The organism is Celeribacter naphthalenivorans (assembly GCF_020524585.1).
Lineage (GTDB): Bacteria > Pseudomonadota > Alphaproteobacteria > Rhodobacterales > Rhodobacteraceae > Celeribacter > Celeribacter naphthalenivorans.
In genome coordinates, this window is the sequence record NZ_JAIVLK010000010.1 from 41,983 (window position 1) to 65,094 (window position 23,112).

Here is a 23,112-nt window from a genome sequence, read left to right on the forward strand (position 1 = left end):
AGCGCTTAGAGGGAGTACAGGATATGACACAGGGTCCCAGAGTGACCGAAGGGGTTTTCCCGGGCGTGATCCTCGCAGGCGGGCAAGGCACCCGTCTCGGCGGTGTCGACAAGGGGATGGTTGAGCTGGGCGACACGCGGTTGATCGAGCGGATCATCGACCGGTTGGCCCCGCAATGCGCCACGCTGGCGATCAGCGCCAATGGCGACCCGAAACGCTATTCCGAATTCGGCTTTCCGATCCTGCCCGATGGCACGCCTGAGGCACAGGGGCCTTTGGCGGGGGTTCTGGCCGGGCTCGATTGGGCGGCGATGAAAGGCTTTGAGGCCATCGTCACCGTCGCCACCGACACGCCGTTTTTCCCGACCGATCTGGTGGCACGACTGGCCAGCGTGTCGCAGCCAGAGGGTTTCGGCATCGCGGTGACCAAGGAGGGGGGCGAGGTGCGCTGGCATCCGACCTTTGGCCTTTGGCCGGTGAGTTTGCGCCATGACCTGCGCGTCGCGCTTCAGCGCAACCAACGCCGGATGCAGCAATTCGCCGAGGGCAAAGGCGCCGTGCCGGTTTTGTTCGAGGCGGAACATCCCGAAGAGCTGTTCTTCAACATCAACACGGCGGAGGATTTGGCGCGCGCCGAGGACCGGCTTATCCGCGCTTGATCAGGTAACTTTGGCTCTCGCCGTGATCCGTCATGGCGAGATAGTCGTGCCCCGCCTCCTGACAGAAATGCGGCACGTCGATCACGGCGGCAGGATCAGAGGCCAGAAGCCGCAAGACCTGCCCCGGCGCCATGGACAATAGCCGTTTGCGCGCCTTGAGAACCGGCAAAGGACAGATCAACCCGATGGCATCGAGGGTGTCGTCCCATCTTTCCCGTCCGGCATCCTGTGCCTGATGATCTGTCGTCTCTGTCATGCGCAAAGGCTTAATCCAGCCTCATCGACCCTGTCCAGAGGCAAGCGGCATATAGGTCTGTTCCAACCGCACCCGCAGATAATCCGCGGCCCGCACCGGCGGGTATTGCGGCGCACCCAGCCCCGGCAGAGGCGCGATGACGCTTTCGGGGTTGGGATCGAGGTAAAAGGCCGCGAGCGTCCTTGGCTGCACCGGCGGCAAGACCCGATGCGGCGCGGCGCGGTACAGGTCATTGCTCCAACGCATCAACTCCTCCCCCACCAAAACCGTCAACGTCTCCGGCGTATCCGGGATGTCATACCAGCGCCCGGCGCGGTTTTGCACCTGAAGACTGGCCTCTCCGTCGGACAGAACGAGGGTCAGCGCACCGTAATCGAATTGCGGCAAATCGGCAGGGGCCTCATGGCGTCCCCCATCCGCCGGGGTATGCGACAGGCGCAGCGTGGCGTTGGGCTCGGAGAAATGCGGTTTGAAAAAATCCTTTGGCAGATCGAGGTCGCTTTCGACCGCCCGCATGAGGCTGCGCCCGAGGCTCAGCATTTCTTTGTAATAGTCGCGCATCACGTCGCGAAACTGATCGCAATCGGGCCAGACATTGGGGCCGCGAAACGGCTCGTCCGCCAAGACACGGGGATCGTCGGGGCGCAAATCCAGGCCAATGCTGAAACTCTCCTTGCTCAAGGGTGTGCCGTCATGGCCGCCCAGACGTTCGACCCCCATGCCCGCCCAGCCGCGATTGCAATTGGAATGGCGGATGTCGAGCGGGGCCTTGTCCTCCTCAGGCAGGGCAAAGAACTCCTCCGCCGAGGCGATGACATCGCGCAAAAGCCCGCGCGGAATGCCGTGTTCTCTTAGTTGAAACACGCCTTCGCTGCGGCAGGCCCGCCCCAATTGCGCGGAAAATCCACCCGGGTCTTTCCCCGAGATCAGGTCGTGGTGGTCCAAAATCTGTATCATATCTGTGCTTTCAAATGACTTGTCTGCGTCCTCCTCCCCGCAATGATCCGCAGACAGATCATCCGGTCTTTTCAAGATACACGCGCCGCACCGCGCCCAAGGCACAACCTATAAGTGTGCCGCGAAAAATCGGGCTTGTGATGAAACGAAGGGCACAAATTTGCCCCTCTGGTCAGTTTCGATGCGGTCGGGATTTTGCCAAAGCGCTTGCAGAAAATGCGATTTCAAACCGTCCGCGCGGACAACCTGAGCCTGCGAATTTGATCCAAACGATAAAAAACCGTCACAGAACCATCACAGAGCGTGGGTAGGCGGAGCTTTGTGCAAACCGGTGCGCGGGCGATCTGCCCGGCCCGCTTTGTCTCTCCCAAAGCAATCACGGGAGATAAGGATCGCAACGCCACAGGCCCCAAAGGGTCGCGGCGTGAACCGACAAAAGGCCCCGAGAATGGGCCAAACCGGAGACAGTGTGATGAACACGATCAAAATCACGGCAGCTGCTGCCACCTTCGCCCTCGCGGGCACCGCTGCTTTTGCTCAAACCGAGATCACCTGGTGGCACGCCATGGGCGGCAACCTCGGCGAGACCGTCAACAAAATCGCCGAAGGCTTCAACGCCTCGCAGGACGAGTACAAAATCACCCCGATCTTCAAAGGCTCCTACGAAGAAACTCTGACCTCCGGCATCGCCGCTTTCCGTGCGGGCGAACAGCCGAACATCATGCAGGTCTTCGACGCCGGTTCCGCCACCGTGATCGGTGCCCAAGGCGCGACCGTGCCGGTGCAGGATCTTCTCTCCGAGAACGGCGTTGATTTCGACATCAACGACTATATCCCGGGCGTGCGTTACTTCTACGCCGACAACCAAGGCAAGATGATCGGCATGCCGTTCAACTCTTCCTCGCCGGTGATGTATTACAACGCCGACGCGCTGGCCGCCGCTGGCGTCGAAGTGCCGACCACCTACGAAGAATTCGAAGAAATCGCGCCGAAGCTCAAAGAGGCCGGTTACATCCCGCTCGTGCAAACGCACCTGCCGTGGGAATTCGTCGAGAACTTCCATTCCCGTCACAACCTGCCGTTTGCGACCAACGCCAATGGTTATGACGGCGCAGAAGGCACCCAGATCCTCGTCAACTCCGACGAGATGAAAATGCACTTCACCAAAGTCAAAGAATGGCTCGACGAAGGTTACTTCGGCTTCTTCGGCACCGGTTGGGACGACAACCAAGCGCAATTCGAAGCCGGCAAAGCGGCGATGTACATCGGCTCCTCGGGTGACTTCGGTGGTCTGAGCACGAAAGGCATGTCCTTCGAATGGGGTTCCTCCTACCTCCCCTACTGGGCGTCCATCACCGAAGAGGGCTACCAGACCTTCATCGGCGGCGCGTCGCTCTTCGCCATGGCTGGCAAATCCGCAGAAGAAAACAAGGCCACGGCCGAATTCTTCCGCTACCTGACTTCCCCGGAAGTTCAGTACATGTGGCACCGTGAAACCGGCTACGTTCCGGTCACCACCGCCGCTTACGAGCTTGCCAAAGCAGATGGTCACTACGACCGCTTCCCGGCCGCTGAAACCGGCCCGAAACAGCTGATGCTCGCCGCCGGTGACAACACCCGTGGCTACCGCATGGGCTTCTACGTCCAGATCCGTGACGTGGAAAACCGCGAGCTGTCCCGCGTGCTCTCCGGCGAGACCACCGTCGAGGACGCTCTGGCCACGATCGAAAAAGAGGGCAACGAGCTTCTCGCCCGTTTCGCCAAGACCCAAGGCTAATCCCGGTCTTCAAGACATCTCTGGCGGCCGCGTCTTCGCGGCCGCCAGGCTTTTGCGAAAGGTCCCTCCCATGAAACGCGCAGGCTTTGCCTCCCGCTGGTTGCCGATCCTCCTTCTGGTGCCGCAGCTTTCGATCATCCTCGTCTTCTTCTACTGGCCCGCCGCCTATGCGGTAAAATCCTCCTTCTACCTGCAAGACCCGTTCGGCTTTGGCCAAACCTTCGTCGGGCTGGAGAATTACGCCTCGCTGTCCAAGTCTGCCGAGTATTTCAAAGTCACGAATTTCACCGTGATCTTCACTGTTCTGGTGACGTTTTTCTCGCTGGCACTGGCGCTTTTGCTGGCGGTGAAGGCGGATAAGGTGATCCGAGGCGCTCGGACCTATCGCACGCTCCTGATGTGGGTCTACGCGGTCGCGCCGCCGGTCGCGGGCTTTATGGGGCTTTTGCTCTTTAACCAACGCTGGGGGCCGCTCACCGAATTTTTCGGCAGCCTCGGCTGGGACTTCAACCTGCGGGCGGATTATTTCGACACGGCCTTTGCCATGGTCGTGGTCTCCGTCTGGAAACAGGTGCCGGTGAATTTCATCTTTTTCCTCTCCGGGCTTCAGAGCATTCCGAAATCCGTACGCGAGGCGGCCTTGATCGACAACCGCTCGGCCTCTGGCCGGTTCTGGGACGTGACCTTTCCCCTACTCGCGCCCACCGGGTTTTTCCTCCTGATCATCAACATCACCTACGCGCTCTTCGACACTTTCGGCGTCATCGACACGCTGGTGCAAGGCGAACCGGGCAACAACCCGATGACGCTGGTCTACAAGGTCTATGTGGATGGGTTCCGTGGCAACGACCTTGGCGGATCGTCGGCGCAATCCGTGGTGCTGATGGTGTTGGTTCTGGCGCTGACCGTGTTCCAGTTCCGCATGGTCGAAAAACGCATTCATTATACGTGAGGGAAGGATTTGATGACCAAACGTCCTTATTCTCTCGGAGAAAAGCCGCGCACTCGCCTGACCGGGGGCTGGCGATCAACGTCTGCTACGGTGCGCTTTATACCAGCCATGTCCGTAGAACATCTGAGCGGCACATCTCCCTCACAAAATCGCCAGACCGCCGGACGGTCAGGCGAGTGCGCGGCGGCCTGCGGCCTTGATTCCGCGCCTCCTCTCCGCATGAACTCTCACGCACTGGATCACGCTCATGGCTGACATTTCCCTCTCCGCGGCCACCCCGGTCGTCCCTCGCCGCCGCTTTCGCTGGTCCACCGTGGTGGATCACGCGATCCTCATCACCGGCGCGCTTATCATGTTCCTGCCTTTGCTCATCTTGGTGCAAACCGCCTCGACGCCCGACGTCGAGACGATGAAATACGGCCCCGGCCTCTATTTCGGCGACCAGCTCGATGACAACTTCCGCAAGGCGCTGTTCGAGGCCTCGGGGTTCTCCGGCGAGAACACCGGGCTTGCGATGTTCAAGAACTCGATGATCCTCGGGCTTGGCTTTGCTTTCGGCAAAATCATCATCGGCATGATGGCCGCCTATGCCATCGTCTACTTCCGCCTGCGCTTCGCCACTTTTGCCTTCTGGCTGATCTTCACCACGCTTCTCTTGCCGCTCGAAGTGCGCATCCTGCCGTCCTATGAGATCACACAGAAGCTGGGCCTGTTGAACAGCTACACCGGCCTGATCGTGCCGCTCATTGCCTCCGCCACCGCGACGTTCTTTTTCCGCCAGTTCTTCCGCTCGGTGCCCGAAGAGCTGGTCGAAGCTGCACGGATTGATGGTGCAGGTCCGGTGAAATTCTTCATCGACATCCTCGTGCCGCTCTCGCAAACCATGATCGCCGCGATGTTCATCATCATGTTCGTTTACGGCTGGAACCAGTATCTCTGGCCCACGATGGTGACCACCGAAGAGGGCATGTACACCCTCGTGCGCGGCATCAAACAGATCGTTCAGGTGCTGCAAGGCGGCAATGAAATCCCCGAATACGGACGCGCGAATGTGCTGGCGATCATCGCCGTTCTGCCGCCCGTCGCCATCGTCATTTTCTTCCAGAGCTGGTTCGTCAAGGGCCTCACGGAATCCGACAAATAAGGACAACATCAATGGCTCAGGTCACTTTGGACTCCGTCCGCAAAATCTATCCGAACGGCGTCGAGGCCGTCACCCCCGCAAGTTTTCAGATCAAGGACGGCGAATTCGTCGTTCTGGTCGGCCCCTCTGGTTGCGGGAAATCCACGCTCCTGCGCATGATCGCAGGGCTTGAGGACATCACCGAGGGCGCGCTCTGCATCGGCGAGAACGTGGTCAACACGCTCGACCCGGCGGATCGCGACATCGCCATGGTGTTTCAAAACTACGCGCTCTACCCGCATATGACGGTGCGCAAAAACATCGCTTACGGCCTCAAAAACCGCAAAACGCCGAAAGACGTGATCGCGCAAAAGGTCGATGAGGCGGCGAAGATGCTCAACCTCACCGATTATCTCGACCGCAAACCGGCGCAGCTTTCCGGTGGTCAGCGTCAGCGCGTCGCCATGGGCCGCGCCATCGTGCGTGACCCGGCGCTGTTCCTCTTCGATGAGCCTTTGTCGAACCTCGACGCGAAACTCCGCAACCAGATGCGGATCGAGATCAAGGCGCTTCAGCGTCGCCTCGGCGTCACTTCGATCTACGTCACCCACGATCAGGTCGAGGCCATGACCATGGCCGACCGCATCATCGTCTTGAACGGCGGCAGGATCGAACAGATCGGCACGCCCTCGGAGATTTACCACAACCCGGCCTCGACCTTCGTCGCCTCCTTCATGGGCGCGCCGCCGATGAACCTCGTGGCAGCCGAAATGCAGGACGGCAGGCTGAGCTTTGCCGGGCTGGAGCTGCCGCTGGCTTCATCGCTGCGGGGGCCGGTGACACTGGGCCTGCGGCCCGAGGATTTGATCATCGACAGCCACGGCCCGCTGGCGATGGAGGTCGAATTGATTGAGGAACTGGGCGCGCATCGTCTGTTGCACGGTCAAGTCGACGGCCAGCGCCTCACCGTGCATCTCGCCAAAGAAGAACAGGTCGCGCTTGGCCCCCTGCGCCTGTCGTGCCGGGTGCAAAACCTTTGCCTGTTCCACCCCGAAACCGGCGCGCGTATGGAGGGCGGCTTTGCCTTCAACCTCGCGCAAACACGTCAGGAAGAACGCGTATGATCTCGCTCCTCGACAGCCTGCCCCCGGTCACCGAAGCCCAACGCAACACGCTTTTGACCGCGCCGCGCACCGCCGACGCCCATCGCGCCATGATGGCGGATGTGATGGCGATGAATGCCGTGCAAATCGGCGGCACGGCAACGCACAAGGCTTTGCCCTCTGACATCACCGTGGCCGCGTGGAATGTCGAACGGTGTCTGTTTCCGGCGGACACCGCCGCCCATCTCATGCCGCTTGCGCCCGATGTGGTGCTTCTCTCCGAGGTCGATCACGGCATGGCCCGCACCGGCCAGCGCCACACCACCGAAGAGGTCGCCGCAGCGCTTGGCATGAGTTATGCCTATGGTGTCGAATTCTTTGAAATGGGGCTGGGCGGGCCGACCGAGCGGCATTTCTGCCAAGACGATTTCAACGCCCTCGGCTGGCATGGCAATGCGGTGCTGTCCAAGGTGCCACTTTCCAAAGTGACGCTCATTCGCCTCGACGATCACGGCCATTGGTTTTCCACGGAAAGCGGCGCCGACCCGGAGCAGCCGCGTCTTGGCGGACGCATGGCGATTGCCGCCGTGCTCCCGACAGAGGCGGGCGAGATGTGTGTCGTTTCGACCCATCTGGAAAGCAACTCCGGCGCCGCGCATCGGCATGCCCAATTCGAGCTCCTGCTCGACGCGGTAGAGGACTTCGCGCCAGGGATGCCCGTGTTGATCGGCGGCGACCTGAACACCGGCAACCACATACCGCCTCACTTCGACCATCGCGACGAGACGCTGTTCGAGCTGGGCGAAACGCGGGGCTACGACTGGGGCTTCACGGCCGAGGGCATGACCACACGTCCGTCCTTGATCACGCCGCACCCGGAGCGGGTGATGAAGCTCGACTGGATCGCCGCGCGTGACATGCGCTGTCTCGACAAGGGTGTTTTGTCGTCTCTCGACACCAACAACCGCCCGCTCGCGGATCACGATTGCGTCTGGGCACGGGTCGCGTTTTAGACGCGATCCGGCCGCAACACCGAGCTTGAAATGCTCTGCACAACCTGTTCGCGCAGCATCAGCTGCGCGTCCTCGGCAAACAGATCATCGCCGAAGTTCATGGAAAACGTCGCCCGGTTCGCGACGTTGAAAAAGCTCATCGCCGAGATTTGCCAGTGGATCACCAAAGGCGACACATCGGGGCGAAACAGCCCGGCCTCAATGCCCCGGCGACAAATTCGGTCCAGCTGATCAATCGCCGCGATGTTGGTCGTCGCCAGCGTTTGAATGCGGGACATGTGATTTCCGTCGTGGATGTTTTCGATCATCACGAGGCGGATGAAATCCGGGTTGTTACGGTGGTGATCGAAGGTGAATTCCACCACTTTGCGAAGCGCCTCGTCCGGCGGCAGATGGCGAATGTCGAGATTGGCCTCGGCCTCACGGACCTCGCGGTAGGCTTGATCCAGCACGGCGAGATAGAGGCTCTCCTTGTCGCCGAAATAGTAGAAAATCATCCGTTTCGAGGTTTGGGTGCGCTCGACGATGGCGCTGATCCGCGCGCCCGACAACCCGTGTGCTGCAAACTCTGCACGCGCCGCATTGAGGATGTCCGCCTTCACAGTTTCAGGGTCTTGCTTCCAAGACCGTCCTTGTGACCGCCCCTGAGAACGACCTCGAACACCGGCCTGCGCCGGTTCTGTTTTTGTCTCGCTGACCATAGCTCGCCTCCTCCGCCCCGCCAAAGTTGCACATTTAACCACCGGGTTCAATTGTCTTGACGCAATTAACCGAGTGGTTCATTCTAACACCAACGAATCGTCAATACCGCTTGGGAGGAGCGTCTTGACCACGCCAAACGCACCCAAAACCACAACAGAGACCCCCAAGGACTCTGTCCTCACCGGCCTGATCGGTCGCGGCATCGCCCTGTCGCGCACGCCCGCCATGCATATGGCCGAGGCCCGCGCCCAAGGCATCAACGGCGTCTACCGCATCCTCGACATGGACGCGCCAGAACGTGCCAACACCTCCCTCAAAGCGCTGATCGAGCAGGCGGAAATCCTGGGCTACGACGGGTTCAACGTCACCTATCCCTATAAGATCGAGGTCATCGAGCACCTTGATGAACTGTCAGACAACGCCCGCTCTGTCGGCGCCGTGAACACGGTGGTTTTGAAGGACGGCAAGCGCTACGGGCACAACACCGATCTTTGGGGCTTTGCCGAGAGCTTTCGCCGTGGCCTGCCCCATGCCAAACGCGACCATGCGCTTTTGATCGGCGCGGGCGGGGCCGGTGTGGCCGTGGCCCATGCCTTGGTCGATTGCGGTGTGAAGCTGCTGTCGATCACCGACACGGACCCGGCGCGCGCCGAGAGCCTTGCCGCGCAAGTCCGCGCCAATCGCCCGGATTGCACGACCTGCGCCGTGACCGACATCAAAGCGCTGGTCACCGAGGATCGCCCCGACGGCATCGTCAACGCCACGCCTGTGGGCATGGCGAAGCTGCCCGGCACGTCTTTTCCGGTCGATCTGATCGATCCGGAGATGTGGGTCGCGGACATCGTCTATTTCCCGCTGGAAACCGAATTGCTGCGCGCCGCGCGGGCCAAGGGCTGCGCCGTGCTGCCCGGCTCCGGCATGGCGGTGTTTCAGGCGGTTCGCGCCTTTGAACTGTTCACCGGCCTGCCCGCCAGCCCGGAGCGGATGAAAGCCCGCTTCGATGCCTTTGACGAGGTCCCGCAAACGCAGGCCAGCTAAGAATACGCACACACGACAAGACACAACAGATACGCAAATGGGAGGAACACTATGCGTTTTGAACTGAAAACCCTCACCGCCGCTGCGGCGCTCACGCTCGGCATGGGTGCCATGGCCAGCGCGGAAACCATCCGCATCGCCCACGTCGACCCGGACGAATGGACCGGCTCGAAAAAAGGCGCTGCGGCCCAGATTTTCAAGAACATCGTCGAAGGTGAAACCGATCTTGAAGTCGAAATCTTCCCGGCAGGCGCCCTTGGCAACGAAGACGAGCTGATCGGTCAGGCCCAAGAAGGCCTGTTGCAGATGGCCATCGTCTCCGGCGCCATGTCGAAAGCCTGCCCGGCGGCCTCCGTTCTCGACATCCCTTACACCTTTGCCTCCGCGACCGTGGCTTGGGACGTGCTCGACGGTGAATTCGGCGACAACCTCGCGCAGCACTGCCTCGACCAAACCGGCCTGCGCACGCTGGCTTACGGTGAAACCGGTTTCCGCAACTTCACCAACGGCACCCGCGAAATTCGCAGCCCCGAGGATATGGCAGGCCTGAAATTCCGCGTTCAGCCGATCCCGCTCTACATCGAAATGGTCAAAGGTCTGGGCGGTGAGCCGACCCCGATCGCATGGACCGAACTGCCGAACGCGCTCTCCACGGGTGTGGTCGACGGTCAGGAAAACCCGGTTGGCGTTATCTACAACAACGGCCTGCACAAGCTGCAGCAATACATGACGCTCGACGGCCACGTCTACGCCGCCGACTTCATCGTGATCGACGACGCGTTCTTTGGCGACCTCTCGGCCTCCGAGCAGGAAGTCGTCGCGAAAGCCGCGCGCATCGCGGGCAACATGGGCCGTTCGATCCAGCAGTGGAACACCGCAGAAGGCGTCAAGAAGGTTCAGGAAGAAGGCATGCAAGTCTACTCCCCGACCGCCGACGAAATCGCCGCATTCGCTGAGAAAGCACAGCCTGCCGTGATCGAATATCTCCGTGGCGAGCTGGGCGACGATGCCGTCTGGATCGACAACCTGCAGGCCGCCGTGGCCGCCACGAACGAGTGATCCCTCATCCGGACCACGACACGTAACTGACGGCGGACCGGCGCAAAATGTGCCGGTCCAACGCCGTAAAGAGGGGGCTCCATGCACCGTTTCAACGCCATTCTCAGACGGGTTTTCGCCTTTGGCTCCGGCCTGTCCATGGCGCTCGTCTTCGCGATCATCTTCGTGAACTCGCTGCGCCGCTACATCGTCGGGCAATCCGTGCCTTGGGGCGAGGAGCTTCCGATTTACCTGACCATTTATGGCGTGATGTTCGGCGTCGCTTGGGCCTATAGCGTCGATCAACACATCCGCTTTACGATCCTTGTCGACATGATCAAACGCCGAACCCGCGAGAAACTTTATCTCGCGGTGGATGTGGTCACCATGATCTCCGGGCTGTGTCTCGCCTATTCCGGGCATATGTTCGCCATGCGTCGCGGCAATCTGGCCTCCTCGGGTCTGAAATCCACCGCCGACAGCCTTGCGCAATCCACCGGCATCGAAGCCCTCACCTGGATCGGCAAGGTCGGCACCTGGCAATATGCCATGGCCATCGGCGGCGTGCTTTTGGCGCTGGCGGCCTTTGGAAAATTCTTTGAGCGCCTTGACGCTTTGAAAGGGGTGCAGAGATGATCTACGCCGTTCTGATCCTTGCGCTGATCGCCGGTGTGCCGATCGCCTTCTCGATCCTCGCCGCGCTGTTTTCTTTCATGGCGACGCAGGACAATCCCTATGTCATGCGCATCGTCGCCACCGAGATGTTCAAGAGCCTGAACTCTTTCCCGCTTTTGGCCATCCCGCTGTTCGTTTTGGCGGGTGAGATGATGAACGAGTCCGGCATCACCGGTCGTATCATCGCCTTTGCCAACGTCCTCGTCGGGCGGATGCGCGCGGGTCTGGCCTTGGTCAACATCTGGGCCTCTGTGATCTTTGCCGGTCTTTCCGGTTCTGCCGTGGCCGACACCTCCGCCATCGGGCGCGTGTTCATCCCCGAGATGGAGAAACACGGCTACAAACGCGATTTCGCCGCCGCCCTGACTGCCGCCTCCTCCGTCATCGGGCCGATCATTCCGCCCTCGATCCCGGTGATCATCTATGCGCTGATCGTCTCCGGCGTTTCAGTGCCCGCGCTCTTCATGGCGGGCGTGATCCCCGGCATCCTTTTGGCCGTCTTCCTCTCGGCCTATGTGATGCTGACGGTGAAAATCGACCATGGCGATCAGACCAGCGATCTGGTGACGCAGCCTGCAGGTCAGGCCCTGATGGGTGGCATCCTTCCGCTGTTGATGCCGGTTTTCGTGGTGGGGTCGATCCTCTTGGGCATCGTGACACCCACCGAAGCGGCCAGCTTTGCGGTCGCCTATGCGCTCTTCCTCGGCCTCTTCGTCTACCGCAAGATCAAGCTCGACCGTCTGCCGACGATCTTCGCCGCCGCCATGCGCGACAGTGCGGTGATCCTTGTGATCATCTCTGCCGTGGGCGCGGGCAACTGGCTTTTGACCTACAACCGCGTGCCGAACATGCTCACCGATTGGGTGCTGTCGAACGTCGATGGTCAGACCGCCTTCCTGATCGCCGTGATCCTGCTGTTCCTCTTCGTGGGTCTCTTCCTCGAAGGCATCGCGGCCATGTTGGTCCTCGTGCCGATCCTGCATCCGATTGCCGTGAGCCTCGGCATCGACCCGGTGCATTTCGGCATTCTCGTGATCTTCAACTTGATGATCGGGTTGATCACGCCGCCGCTGGGCCTCTGTCTCTTCGTCGCCGAAGGGGTGGCGCAGGTGGGGATGGCAAAGCTCACCCGCGCGATCCTGCCGTTCTTTGCGGTGGAGGTGCTGGTGCTGTTGATCCTCACCTTTGTGCCGCAAACGGTGACCTGGCTGCCGACCGTGCTTGGTTATTGATAAAACACCCTCGGGCCCATTTTGGGCCTGGGGTCTTTCCCATAGGAGTTTCCCACGATGAAGACCTCGATTGCCACCGTTTCGATTTCCGGCAACTTCCGGGAGAAACTCGACGCCATCTCGAAGGCAGGCTACGACGGCATCGAGATTTTCGAACAGGATTTCATCGCCCATGACGGCGGCCCACGCGAGGTGGCGCGGATGGTGCGCGATTACGGGCTCGACATCCCGCTGTTCCAGCCGTTTCGCGATTTCGAATGCCTGCCGGAACCGCTCCGGTCCAAGGCCTTTGATCGCGCGAAACGCAAATTCGACGTGATGAACGAGCTGGGGACGGACCTTATCCTGTTCTGTTCCTCCTGCCACCCGGCGAGCCTCGGCGGCATCGACCGCGCGGCGGATGATTTCGCTGCATTGGGCGAGGTGGCCAAAGCACATGGCGTCCGCGTCGGCTATGAGGCGCTCGCCTGGGGGCGTCACATCAACGATCACCGCGACGCCTGGGAGATCGTGCGCCGCGCCGATCACGACAACATCGGCTTGATCGTCGACAGTTTCCACACGTTGGGGCGCAAGCTCGACCCGAATTCGATCCGCTCCATCCCCGGCGACAAGATTTTCTTTGTCCAGCTGGCCGATGCGCCGCTCATCGACATGGACCTGCTCTATTGGTCGCGCCACTTCCGCAACATGCCGGGCGAAGGCGATCTCGACGTCACGGGTTTCATGCGCGCGGTCATGGCCTCGGGCTATGCCGGGCCGATCAGCCTTGAGATTTTCAACGACCAGTTCCGGGGCGGCAATCCCCTGACCATCGCGCAGGACGGCTATCGCTCGCTGATTTCGCTGATGGACGATGTGCGCACGTTGGAGCCGACGATCGCGCTCGACCTGCCGCCGATCCCGCCGCGTGTCGGGGTCGAAGGCGTGTCCTTCATCGAATTCGCCGCCCGTGGCGAGGATGCGCAGAAGCTCTCCAAGCTTCTCGGCTCTCTGGGGTTCGTACACACCGGCCATCACCGCAACAAGGAAATCGGCCTCTGGCAACAGGGCGACATCCGTATTGTATTGAACTCCGAAGACAGTGGCCACGCCGCCCATGTCTGGAACGCGCGGGGGCTGAGTGTCTGCGACATCGGGCTCAAGGTCGGCTCGGCCACGGACACCGTCGCCCGCGCCACCGCCTTGGGGGCCAGCCCCTTTGAGCAACCCATCGGCCCCGGCGAATTGTCGATCCCGGCCATTCGCGGGCTTGAAGGATCGGTTCTGCATTTCATCGACGAGGAAAGCGGGCTGTCGCGGGTTTGGGACGTGGAATTCGTGGCGACAGGCGAGGCGCCGACCGCCGACGCCGGTCTCAAGCGCATCGACCACATCGCCCAGACCATGAGCTACGACAATATGCTCAGCTGGACGCTGTTCTACACCGCGCTTTTCGACATGGACAAATCGCCCATGGTCGATGTGATCGACCCGGACGGTCTGGTCCGCTCGCAAGTGGTCGAAAGCGAAGGGCGCGGGTTCTGCGTGTCGCTCAACGGTGCGGAGACGCATCGCACGCTGGCCGGGGATTTCTTGGCGCAGAGTTTTGGCGCCTCGGTGCAGCACATCGCGCTTGCGACCGACGACATCTTTGCCACGGCCGAAGCGTTGAAAACCTGCGGCTTCGATCCCCTGCCCCTGTCGGAAAACTACTATGCCGATCTCGCGGCGCGCTTCGATCTGGCGCCCGGGCTTTTGGAACGTTTGAAAGCCGCCAATGTGTTCTACGACGAACTCAATGGCAGCCCCTTCTTCCAGCTCTATTCCCGCAGCTTCGCAGGCGGCATGTTCTTTGAGATCGTGCAGCGCGAGCCGGGCTATGGCGGCTATGGCGCCGCCAATGCGCCCTTCCGGATTGCCGCACAAAAACGTCTGGCGCGGCCAAAGGGCATGCCCGCGATGAAGGGCTGAGCCGATTTCCAAAACCACAAAGACCGGGCCCCAATGAGGCCCGGTCTTTTTTCTTATGTGCTCTCGCTTAGAGGAAAGCGCCGTTGTCGACCTGAATGATCTGACCTGTGACGGCCTTGCCCATTTCGCTGGCGAGATAGAGCGCGGCATAGGCCTGGTCGCGCGGCTCGGTCATCGGCACGGTGGTGTTGGTGTATTTGTCGGAGAACTCCAGCATCACATCGCCACCTTCCTGTTCACCCGCCGCCCAGGCGCGCGCGGCGTCTGTATCGGTCACGCCCGGCGCGATGGCGTTACAGCGGATGTTAGTGCCCGAAAGACGGATCGCGATGTTTTTGGTCATCGTGTTCAGCCCGCCCTTGGTCGAGGTATAGGCCACGCCGCAGATCGGCAGGGTGCCGTTCACAGACGACACGTTGATGATCCGGCCTTCGTTGCGCGGCATGAAATGTTTCACCGCCTCGCGGCAATAGCGGAACGGCCCGGCGAGGTTCAGCTCCATGATCTTGGCAAAATGTTCGTCCGTGGCCTCCTCGATGGCGACCATATCGCCGGAGCCTGCGTTGTTGACCATGATGTCAACCTGACCATAGGCCTTGATCGCCTCTTCGAACACACGCGCGGGCGCCTCAGGATCGGAGGAATCGGCCACAAGGCCCATCACCGTGCCGCCCTTGGCGTTGATCTCGGCGACTTTCTCGTCGAGCAGGTCCTTGCCGCGTGCGGTCAGGATGACATTGGCGCCCTCTTCGGCGAAGAGCTCGGCAATCGCGAGGCCGATGCCTTTGGTGGCGCCGGTGACAATCGCTGTTTTTCCTTCGAGCATCTTATGCATGGTGTTTTCCTTTCTTGAAATCTAACGGTTCAGCGCGGCGTGATGCGCACGCTGGCGGCACGGGTTCGGGCGGAAATCATCGGCGCGAGGTAAGAGCTTTTGGCGTATTTCGCCTGATAGGCGGCGTCGATTTCGTCATTGAGCGCGGCGGCAGCGGGCGCGAAAGCCACATCATAGATCTGCCCCGCGACCGAAATCCGCCCTGCGCCTTCGCGCATCGCGGCCTTGTACCAGCGCGACGAAGCGCCGTTGTAAGGTCGGACATAAAGCCCGTCGCCCACGACCACCGACCAGATGAACGTCGGCGTGCCATAGGTTTTGCCATCCTCGCGGAACGGCGAAATCCTCAGATCGTCCGCAGCCGCGATCGCGGTGAGTTGCTCCTTGGTCCAATTCATTTTCCAGCTCCTCATTGCCGTTTCGAACATCCAGCTGGCGCTCCCGCACTGGCCGGTTGAAAGGAATATAACCCGCCCGCTGAGCCAGATTAGAGCCGTGCGGAAACTGGCACTCATGATCTAAATTCATGAAACCATTTGAATATTGTGCCGTCGAAGAATGCCCCGCGTTCATGATCTCCGCTCATCAGTGGTGGAGAATTTCCATGCATAGTCTCGCCAAACCGCGCGCTTTAGATGTCTGACAAACAGCGCCCAAACAGGACCGCACACCATGCACCGCACAGATCACGCTTCGACCTCTTCCGCCCTGCCCTTGTTGGCCCTTGGCCTTGGCTCCTTCGGCATTGGCACCACGGAATTCGCGCCTATGGGCCTCTTGCCCGCGATTGCCGAGGGCACTGGCACGTCGATCCCTGCGGCGGGCCAATTGGTCACCGCCTATGCCATCGGCGTCATGGTCAGCGCGCCGGTGATGACCCTCTACATGTCGCGGTTCGACCGCAAAGCCGCACTGATGGCGATGATGGCGGTGCTTATTCTGGGCAACCTGATTTCGGCCCTCGCGCCGGGCTATTGGACGCTTTTGGTCGGGCGGCTGATCACCAGCATGTGCCAAGGCGCGTTTTTCGGCATCGGTGCAGTCGTGGCAACGAGCCTTGTCCCGAAAGACCGCCAAGCCAGCGCGGTGGCTACCATGTTCATGGGGCTCAGCATCGCCAATATCGGCGGGGTGCCTGCCTCGGCTTGGCTCGGCGCCCATGTCGGCTGGCGCATGGCCTTCGGCGCCGCAGTCGTCATCGGGCTGTTCGCGATTGCCGCGCTGGCGCTTGCCCTGCCGAAAGAGGCCCCCGGCCCGCGCCCGAATGCCAAGGCCGAATTGCGCGCGCTGCTCAATCCGCAGATGGCGATCACGCTCATCGCCACGGTGCTTTTCGCAGGCGGGTTCTTTGCGGTCTACACCTATGTCGCGCCGCTTTTGCACACTCTGGCGGGGGCGGATGACAGTTTCGTCGTGCTGGTGCTCGTGCTGATCGGTCTGGGCCTGACCTTTGGCAATTGGTTCGGCGGACGGCTGGCCGATTGGTCGCTGGACAAAGGCGCGCGCATTGCGATGCTGGCTCTTGCGCTGTCCTCTCTCTTGCTGCCGCTTTTGGCCACCACCGGCCCCGGCGCGATGATCGGCTTTGTGCTTTGGGCCGTCACCGCCTTTGCCTGTGTGCCCGCGCTGCAAATCCGCGCGATGCAGGCCGCCGCCGCCGCGCCCTCCCTCGGCGCCGCGTTCAACATCGCCGCATTCAATTTGGGCAATGCTGTGGGCGCGGGCGCAGGCGGCGCGGTCATCGGCTGGGATTTGGGCTACGCCGCCGTGCCGGTGGCGGGCGGGCTGATCGTGTTTCTGGGCCTCGCCAGTCTTTGGGTCCGCCGCGCCACGTCTTGATCCGGCCTCTTAAGCCGGATCACCCATCGTCAAGACGAGCCGACCCATCACATCGCCCGCCGCCAGACGTTCCAGTCCCGCGCCGACATCTTCGAAGGGCAGAGCCTCGATTTCGACGGGCGGCATGTGTTTGGCGGCAAAGTTGAGAAAGGCGCGCAATTCGGCGCGGGTGCCGACAGAGGACCCCATCACCCGATGCCCGCCATTGATCAGCCACATCATCGACAGCGGCACGGGATCGTGCACCAGAGCGACGGCAACGATCTGGCTCAGCGGATTGACGATGGCGGCGATAATGTCCCAGACCTTCGGCGTCGGCGCAAAGTTCAACGTGATGTCGGCCCCGCCCCAAGCACGCAGGGCCTCGATCTCATCGGGGGCCACGGCCAGGCTGGCCCCATGGCGCAGCGCCTCGCCGCGTTTGGCGGGATCGAGATCGACCACCGCCACCTCAAGCCCGCGCGCCAGCCCGATGGCAATGGCATATTGCCCCAACCCACCGGCACCGACGATCACAAGCCGCTTGCCGGCCTGCACCTCGCAACGCTCCAGCGCCGACCAGGCGGTCAGCCCGGCGCAGAGCAAAGGCCCGCCGGTGACCGGGTCGATCTCGTCCGGAATTTCGGTGGCAAAGGCGGCCTCGACAATCGCATATTCCGCGAAGGCGCCGTAGGCGTCGAGACCGCGCGCCTTTTGCGATTGGCAGAAGGTCTCATGCCCGGTCAGACAGGGATCGCAATGTTGGCAGGTCTCATAGAGCCACGGCAAGCCGATCCGCGTGCCTTCCGCCAAAGGACCGTCGCCCGCGACGATCCGACCGATTCCTTCGTGACCGAGGATGAGCGGAAAGGCCTCCTCCGGCATCGGTTCCTCACCGCGCTGCACATGCAGGTCCGAATGACAAATGCCGCAGGCCTCGAGCTTGACGAGATATTGCCCCGGCCCCGGCACCGGCACGGGCACCTCGGCAATCCGCAACGCCGCCCCGGGCGCATCGCAAAGCGCGGCCTTCATCGTGGTGGGAAGATCAGTCATGTTGGCTCCTTTCGGCGCCCAAAAGTCGCGGCAGGTTGCCGAACCGACCGATAAGGCCAAAGATCAGCGCCGAGAGGGCGGCAAAGATCACGGAGACCACGGCAAGGATCGGCGTATAGCCATAGCGGAGCGCGTTGAAAATCTTGATCGGCAGGGTTTCGACGGTGAAGCCCGCGACCATATAGGCGATGATATATTCGTTGAGACTGAGCACGAAGGCGAAGGCATATCCCGAGACCATATAGGGGATCAGCAACGGCAGGATGACGGTGCGAAACACGCCCCATCGCCCGGCGCCCATCACCCGCGCGGCTTCGATGAGGGATCGGTCGATGCCCTTGAGACCCAAGGAGATGGTGACCAAAGGTAGGGTCACGAGGAAGATGCCGTGGGAGATGATGGTGGCGTAAATCCGGCCATAGCCGCCGAGCGTCATCCAGAAAATCATGAACCCAAGCGCAGAGATCACCGGCGGCAAGGCGAAAGGCGCCAGCCCCATACCGGTGAGCGCCTTGGCCGCGATCCCGCGCCGTTCCCAAACGTAAAGCGCCAGAGGCAGGGCAATCGCCACCGCAAGCGCCGCCGCACAGGCCGCGATCACGAGCGAATGACGCAAAGGCACCAACCATTCGCTTTGTCGAAACAGCTCGCCATACCAGCGCAGCGACGGATCGACCGGCGGAAAGCGCAATGACTGCGGGCCGTTCAAAGACACCGCTGCCACGATCACCAGAGGCGCCAAAAGCAGGGCGAGGATCACCAGCACATAGGTGGTTTTCAAAGCGCGCGTCATGCCGCCCCCCTTTCACGTCCGGCCAGAGAGGCCAGCCCCACAAGCGCCAGCGCCACCAGCATGAGAAACACCGACATCGCCGCACCAAAGGGCAAGTTGGATTGATAAACCGCCTGATCGGTGATGTGGACGGACAGGGTCCAATGCTCGGACCGGCCCAGAAGCTGTGGCAAAAGATAAGAGCCCAAAGTGAAGACAAAGACGAGGATGAAGGCGCCGACGATGGCGCCCCGGAGGTTCGGGACAATCACGCCGAAAAACGCGCGCGGTCCGGAGGCGCCCATGACGCGGGCGGCTTCGACGATCTCGGGATCGAGCCGCGAAACCGGCGGGTAGAGCACCAAAACGGCGAAGGGAAAGCCGATGTAACACAGCCCGGTGATCAGCGCGAAGAGCGAGGGCGTGTAGGCGCGCGGTTCATCAATCAGGCCCAGCCAGTGGAACAGATTGCCGATGCCCGCCGTCTGCGACAGGAGCGTCGAGAGCGAGAAGCCGATGATCACCTCGGAGAGCGCCAGCGCCGACAAAAGCACCACGAGAATGCGGGTCTGCGCCCGATGCCCCATGTTCGAGAGAAAGACCGTGAAGGGAAAGGCCAGCGCGACACAGATCGCCGCCGCCGTGAGCGAGACGGAGATCGAGACCGCCATGACCTTGCCGAAAAACGCGGAGAGAAACCGCGCGTAGCTGTCCCATTCGAAGGACCATTCGTAAAAGCCGCTCACATCGCGATGGGCGACGGAGACGGCCAGCATGATGCCGAAAGGCACGAGGAAAAACAGCGTCAGCATGGCGGCGGGCCATAGCCCGAGCCATCGCGGGGTGGCGGTTTGCACAGATGTCGCGCTCATTGCACCACCACCTTTTCGCCATCGCGAAAGCGGATGCCGACGGTCTGACCGGTGGCCAGATCATGACCATGACCGGGGGGCAGATGCGCGGTGATCTCCTGATCGCCGACACGCATCAGAACATGCAGGCTCTCGCCCAAATCGCGCAGGAAACTGATCTCTGCGGGCAGGCCCTCGTCCGGCGCGCCGAGCAGCACATGTTCGGGGCGCACCGAAAGTTGCGCCTCGCCGGATGAGATGGCGATCCGGTCGCCCTCGGTGATCGGGAAGGCATGGCCAAGCACGGAGACCACGCCATCGGCCACGGTGCAGGGCATCAGGTTCGTCGTGCCGATGAACCCGGCCACAAAGGCGTTGGCAGGCGTGTGATAAAGCTCCATCGGCGCGCCCGCCTGTTGGATCACGCCGTCCTTCATGACGATCACCAGATCGGCCATGGTCAGGGCTTCTTTCTGGTCATGGGTCACGACGACGGTGGTCACGCCGAGGCGTTGTTGAATCTGGCGCAGCTCGATCTGCATATGCTCGCGCAGGCTGGCGTCGAGCGCGGAGAGCGGCTCGTCGAGCAAAAACACCTGCGGATCGATCGACAGGCCGCGCGCGATGGCAACGCGCTGACGCTGGCCGCCGGACAATTGGTGGATGCGGCGCGATCCCAGACCGGGCAGTTGCACCAGCTCCAAAAGCTCCTCGGCGCGGGCCCGCCTTGTCGCCTTGTCGACGCCGCGAATGGCCAGCGGATAGGCGATGTTGTCCGCGACATCGAGATGCGGGAACAGTGCCAAAGACTGGAACACCATGCCCATGCCGCGCTTATGCGTCGGCACCTCGGTCTGATCGGCGCCGCCGACGTAGATGCGACCGTCGGTGGGCGTCTCGAGCCCGGCGATCAGGCGCAAAAGCGTGGTCTTGCCACAGCCCGAGGGGCCAAGCAGGCAAACGAATTTGCCGTTGGGAATATCGAGCGACACGGAGTCGAGCGCTCTGAACGTGCCGAAGTCCTTGCTCAGGCTGTCGATGCGCAATTCGGTCATATCGGGTCTCCTGTCGTCAAAAATGCGCGCCGCGGCAAGAGGGCCATCGCGACGCGCCAGGGAAAGTTTAGTGGGACAACGTCACGGGCATATCAGCCGGTGATTTTCTCGGACCACATCTGGTTGATCCAATCGCCGCGGTCCACATAGATTTCGTTGAGCGGCAGGATCGGTGCCTTGTCGGACGACACGGCGGCGAATTCCTCGTCGGTGAGATCGGTCAGCTCGCGCGACACGGTCGGCGCAGTGCCGACGAAGCGCGACAGTTTGGCCTGAATCGCCGGCTGGGCCATGTAGTTGATGAACTCCTGCGCAGGCTCAAGGGCCTTGGAGGCTTTCGACACCACCCAGGAGCCGCTGTCCAGAACGGCACCTTCGTCCGGGAACGAAGAGCGCACCGGCTTGCCTTGCGAGGCGGCGAGGCCCGTCACATCGTGGTAATATTGCCCCATCGGAATCTCGCCGGTTTCCAGCGCCTGCTGGAACTGGCCTTCGTCACGATACCACAGGCGCACGTTGGATTTCACCTCTGCGAGTTTGTCCATCACCTGCAACACACCCTCGTCAGTCTTGAGAATATCCGTGCCGCCGAAATAGGTCGTCGCGGTGATTTCCAAAAGGAAAGAGTTGGTCGCCATGGACATGAGGCCCAGTTTGTCGGCATTTGCCGCATCCCAAAGCGCGGTCCAAGATGTCGGCGCCTCGGCAAACACATCGGTGTTGGTCACCAAAGTGATGTACCAGCTCACAGCCCCCGTGCCGTAGACCTTGCCATCCTCATAGCGGTGCACGAAGTGATCCGGCAGGTTGCCGAGATTGCTCAGAGCCGCCTCATCGAGCGGCGCCCAGAGACCCGAACGCTCGCCTTTGATGCGCGCAAGTTGCGCGATCATCGACACGTCCGCCGGGGCCTGACCGGCACGCGCGGCCTGCGCCAGTTGCACAAGCCAGGCTTCGCCGGTCGGCTCGGCGATGCTTTCGATCTCGATGCCGGTGGCGGCGGTGAACTCCGGGTAGATGTATTGATCAAAGCTTTCCTGGAAATAGCCGCCGTAGGTGCCGACCTTGAGCGGGCTGTTGGCGGCGCGCAGGATCGAAGGGGCGGACAGAGCGGCCACGGTGGCGGCGCTCGCTTTGAGAAACTGACGTCTTTGCATGGTTGGAAACTCCCTGTGGTTCCGGCTTTGGATTAGCGACCCTGCGGCACGCCGGGCAGCGCGCAGAGCATTTCAAACAGAAAATTGGCGGCGATCACAGCGGTGTTGCCCGCCGGATCGTAGGGCGGCGAGACCTCGACGAGATCACAGCCCACGAGGTTCAACCCCGCCGTGCCGCGAATGATTTCGAGGCCTTGCATGGTGGTCAGACCGCCCACCTCGACGGTGCCGGTGCCGGGCGCAAAGGCCGGGTCGAGGCTGTCGATGTCATAGGACAGGTAGACCGGCGCATCGCCGATCTTTTCGCGGATCTCGGCCATCAGCGGCGTCAAAGATTTGTGCCAACACTCCTCGGCCTGAATACAAGTCCAGCCCTGCTCGCGGCCCCAGTCGAAATCAGCCTTGCTGTAGCCCGTGCCACGCAGCCCGATCTGGAACACTTTATCGTTCTGCAGACAGCCCTCTTCCCACGCCCGGCGGAACGGGCAACCATGCGCCTCTTTCTCGCCGAACATATCTTCGTTGGTGTCGGAATGCGCATCGACGTGAATGAGCGCGACAGGCCCGTGTTTTTCCGCAACAGCACGCAGGATCGGCCAAGTCAGCGTGTGATCGCCGCCCAAGGTCAAGGGGATCGCACCATGGGACATCACGCCGCGATAATGCTCGGCGATGATCTCGACGGATTTCTTCAGGTCATAGAGGTTGACCGGCACGTCGCCGATGTCCGCCACTTGCAGATGCTCGAAAGGCGCGGCCCCCGTCGCCATGTTGTAGGGACGGATCATCCGGCTTTCATCGCGGATTTGACGCGGGCCAAGGCGCGTGCCCGGGCGGTTCGAGGTGCCGATGTCCATCGGAATCCCCAGAAAACAGGCATCCAGCCCCTCGGCACTTTGCGCCACAGGCAGACGCATCATCGAGGCCAGCCCGCCCGTGCGGGGCATCTCGTTGCCAGAGAGGGGTTGATTGAATCGGTGCTCGCTCATCGGCTTTCTCCTTAAGTCGGGCGGAGAATGCGCCAGCCTGTTCGTCCGATAAATATCGCGATTAAGATTTTTAGTTTGATAAAAGTCGAAGTTACAAAAGG

General features: G+C 61.5%; 23 protein-coding genes. 12 read left to right on the plus strand and 11 right to left on the minus strand.

Annotated elements, in window-relative coordinates:
- Positions 1–23 precede the first annotated feature (23 nt).
- Positions 24–659 (plus strand): molybdenum cofactor guanylyltransferase MobA, encoded by a 636-nt coding sequence (gene mobA, locus LC094_RS18580; protein WP_226554291.1) that lies wholly within the window; start codon positions 24–26, stop codon positions 657–659.
- On the opposite strand, the gene LC094_RS18585 is transcribed toward mobA, so the two are convergent.
- On the minus strand, positions 646–915 hold the full coding sequence (locus LC094_RS18585) for a sulfurtransferase TusA family protein (RefSeq protein ID WP_226554292.1): 270 nt from the start codon (positions 913–915) through the stop codon (positions 646–648). The two genes, mobA and LC094_RS18585, sit on opposite strands and share 14 nt — an antisense overlap.
- Positions 916–936: 21 nt before the next feature.
- Positions 937–1,872 carry an isopenicillin N synthase family dioxygenase gene (locus LC094_RS18590; RefSeq protein ID WP_226554293.1) on the minus strand — a complete coding sequence of 312 codons (936 nt, stop codon included), beginning with the start codon at positions 1,870–1,872 and terminating at the stop codon, positions 937–939.
- A 472-nt stretch (positions 1,873–2,344) separates the two neighbouring features.
- On the opposite strand from LC094_RS18590, the gene LC094_RS18595 reads away from it, so the two are divergent.
- The 5 genes from LC094_RS18595 to LC094_RS18615 all read left to right on the plus strand — a co-directional run bounded on the left by LC094_RS18595 (position 2,345) and on the right by LC094_RS18615 (position 7,840).
- The gene (locus tag LC094_RS18595; protein WP_226554294.1) at positions 2,345–3,649 is read left to right on the plus strand and encodes an extracellular solute-binding protein; all 1,305 of its coding nucleotides are present in this window, start codon (positions 2,345–2,347) and stop codon (positions 3,647–3,649) included.
- Between the two features lie 70 nt (positions 3,650–3,719).
- On the plus strand, positions 3,720–4,601 hold the full coding sequence (locus LC094_RS18600) for an ABC transporter permease subunit (protein ID WP_226554295.1): 882 nt from the start codon (positions 3,720–3,722) through the stop codon (positions 4,599–4,601).
- 247 nt (positions 4,602–4,848) lie between these two features.
- Positions 4,849–5,745: an ABC transporter permease subunit gene (locus LC094_RS18605; RefSeq protein WP_226554296.1), complete on the plus strand. Its 897-nt coding sequence runs from the start codon at positions 4,849–4,851 to the stop codon at positions 5,743–5,745.
- A gap of 11 nt (positions 5,746–5,756) precedes the next feature.
- Positions 5,757–6,848: an ABC transporter ATP-binding protein gene (locus tag LC094_RS18610; RefSeq protein WP_226554297.1), complete on the plus strand. Its 1,092-nt coding sequence runs from the start codon at positions 5,757–5,759 to the stop codon at positions 6,846–6,848.
- Entirely contained in the window at positions 6,845–7,840 is a 996-nt protein-coding gene (locus tag LC094_RS18615; RefSeq protein WP_226554298.1) for an endonuclease/exonuclease/phosphatase family protein, read from the plus strand. Before LC094_RS18610 ends, LC094_RS18615 begins: the two co-directional genes overlap by 4 nt.
- On the opposite strand, the gene LC094_RS18620 is transcribed toward LC094_RS18615, so the two are convergent.
- Entirely contained in the window at positions 7,837–8,541 is a 705-nt protein-coding gene (locus LC094_RS18620) for a TetR/AcrR family transcriptional regulator (RefSeq protein ID WP_226554299.1), read from the minus strand. The genes LC094_RS18615 and LC094_RS18620 overlap by 4 nt on opposite strands.
- A 124-nt stretch (positions 8,542–8,665) precedes the next feature.
- Here LC094_RS18620 and LC094_RS18625 point away from each other — a divergent pair, with 124 nt between their 5' ends.
- The 5 genes from LC094_RS18625 to LC094_RS18645 all read left to right on the plus strand — a co-directional run bounded on the left by LC094_RS18625 (position 8,666) and on the right by LC094_RS18645 (position 14,478).
- On the plus strand, positions 8,666–9,580 hold the full coding sequence (locus LC094_RS18625; protein WP_226554300.1) for a shikimate dehydrogenase: 915 nt from the start codon (positions 8,666–8,668) through the stop codon (positions 9,578–9,580).
- Positions 9,581–9,631: 51 nt separating this feature from the next.
- Positions 9,632–10,639 (plus strand): TRAP transporter substrate-binding protein DctP, encoded by a 1,008-nt coding sequence (gene dctP / locus LC094_RS18630; RefSeq protein WP_226554301.1) that lies wholly within the window; start codon positions 9,632–9,634, stop codon positions 10,637–10,639.
- An 81-nt stretch (positions 10,640–10,720) separates the two neighbouring features.
- Positions 10,721–11,254: a TRAP transporter small permease gene (locus LC094_RS18635; protein ID WP_226554302.1), complete on the plus strand. Its 534-nt coding sequence runs from the start codon at positions 10,721–10,723 to the stop codon at positions 11,252–11,254.
- Positions 11,251–12,525, plus strand: a complete 1,275-nt coding sequence (locus tag LC094_RS18640; RefSeq protein WP_226554303.1) for a TRAP transporter large permease — start codon at positions 11,251–11,253, stop codon at positions 12,523–12,525. The genes LC094_RS18635 and LC094_RS18640 overlap by 4 nt, the downstream gene beginning before the upstream one ends.
- Positions 12,526–12,582: 57 nt before the next feature.
- A complete protein-coding gene (locus LC094_RS18645; protein ID WP_226554304.1) occupies positions 12,583–14,478 on the plus strand; it encodes a bifunctional sugar phosphate isomerase/epimerase/4-hydroxyphenylpyruvate dioxygenase family protein in 1,896 nt (631 codons plus the stop codon).
- 67 nt (positions 14,479–14,545) lie between these two features.
- On the opposite strand, the gene LC094_RS18650 is transcribed toward LC094_RS18645, so the two are convergent.
- On the minus strand, positions 14,546–15,313 hold the full coding sequence (locus tag LC094_RS18650; RefSeq protein ID WP_226554305.1) for an SDR family NAD(P)-dependent oxidoreductase: 768 nt from the start codon (positions 15,311–15,313) through the stop codon (positions 14,546–14,548).
- 29 nt (positions 15,314–15,342) lie between these two features.
- A complete protein-coding gene (locus tag LC094_RS18655) occupies positions 15,343–15,711 on the minus strand; it encodes a DUF2255 family protein (protein WP_226554306.1) in 369 nt (122 codons plus the stop codon).
- 274 nt (positions 15,712–15,985) lie between these two features.
- Between LC094_RS18655 and LC094_RS18660 the strand changes: the two genes are divergently transcribed.
- Complete coding sequence (locus LC094_RS18660; RefSeq protein ID WP_226554307.1) at positions 15,986–17,152, plus strand: MFS transporter; 1,167 nt, start codon at positions 15,986–15,988, stop codon at positions 17,150–17,152.
- Between the two features lie 9 nt (positions 17,153–17,161).
- Here the strand turns inward: LC094_RS18660 and LC094_RS18665 are convergent, their stop codons facing one another.
- The 6 genes from LC094_RS18665 to speB form a co-directional block, all read right to left on the minus strand.
- Positions 17,162–18,187: an alcohol dehydrogenase catalytic domain-containing protein gene (locus LC094_RS18665; protein WP_226554308.1), complete on the minus strand. Its 1,026-nt coding sequence runs from the start codon at positions 18,185–18,187 to the stop codon at positions 17,162–17,164.
- A complete protein-coding gene (locus LC094_RS18670) occupies positions 18,180–18,980 on the minus strand; it encodes an ABC transporter permease (RefSeq protein WP_226554309.1) in 801 nt (266 codons plus the stop codon). Before LC094_RS18670 ends, LC094_RS18665 begins: the two co-directional genes overlap by 8 nt.
- Complete coding sequence (locus LC094_RS18675; RefSeq protein WP_226554310.1) at positions 18,977–19,831, minus strand: ABC transporter permease; 855 nt, start codon at positions 19,829–19,831, stop codon at positions 18,977–18,979. The genes LC094_RS18670 and LC094_RS18675 overlap by 4 nt, the downstream gene beginning before the upstream one ends.
- Positions 19,828–20,865: an ABC transporter ATP-binding protein gene (locus LC094_RS18680; RefSeq protein WP_226554311.1), complete on the minus strand. Its 1,038-nt coding sequence runs from the start codon at positions 20,863–20,865 to the stop codon at positions 19,828–19,830. Before LC094_RS18680 ends, LC094_RS18675 begins: the two co-directional genes overlap by 4 nt.
- A gap of 92 nt (positions 20,866–20,957) precedes the next feature.
- Entirely contained in the window at positions 20,958–22,022 is a 1,065-nt protein-coding gene (locus LC094_RS18685; RefSeq protein ID WP_226554312.1) for an ABC transporter substrate-binding protein, read from the minus strand.
- 32 nt (positions 22,023–22,054) lie between these two features.
- Positions 22,055–23,011 (minus strand): agmatinase, encoded by a 957-nt coding sequence (gene speB / locus LC094_RS18690; RefSeq protein ID WP_226554313.1) that lies wholly within the window; start codon positions 23,009–23,011, stop codon positions 22,055–22,057.
- Between the last annotated feature and the right edge of the window lie 101 nt (positions 23,012–23,112).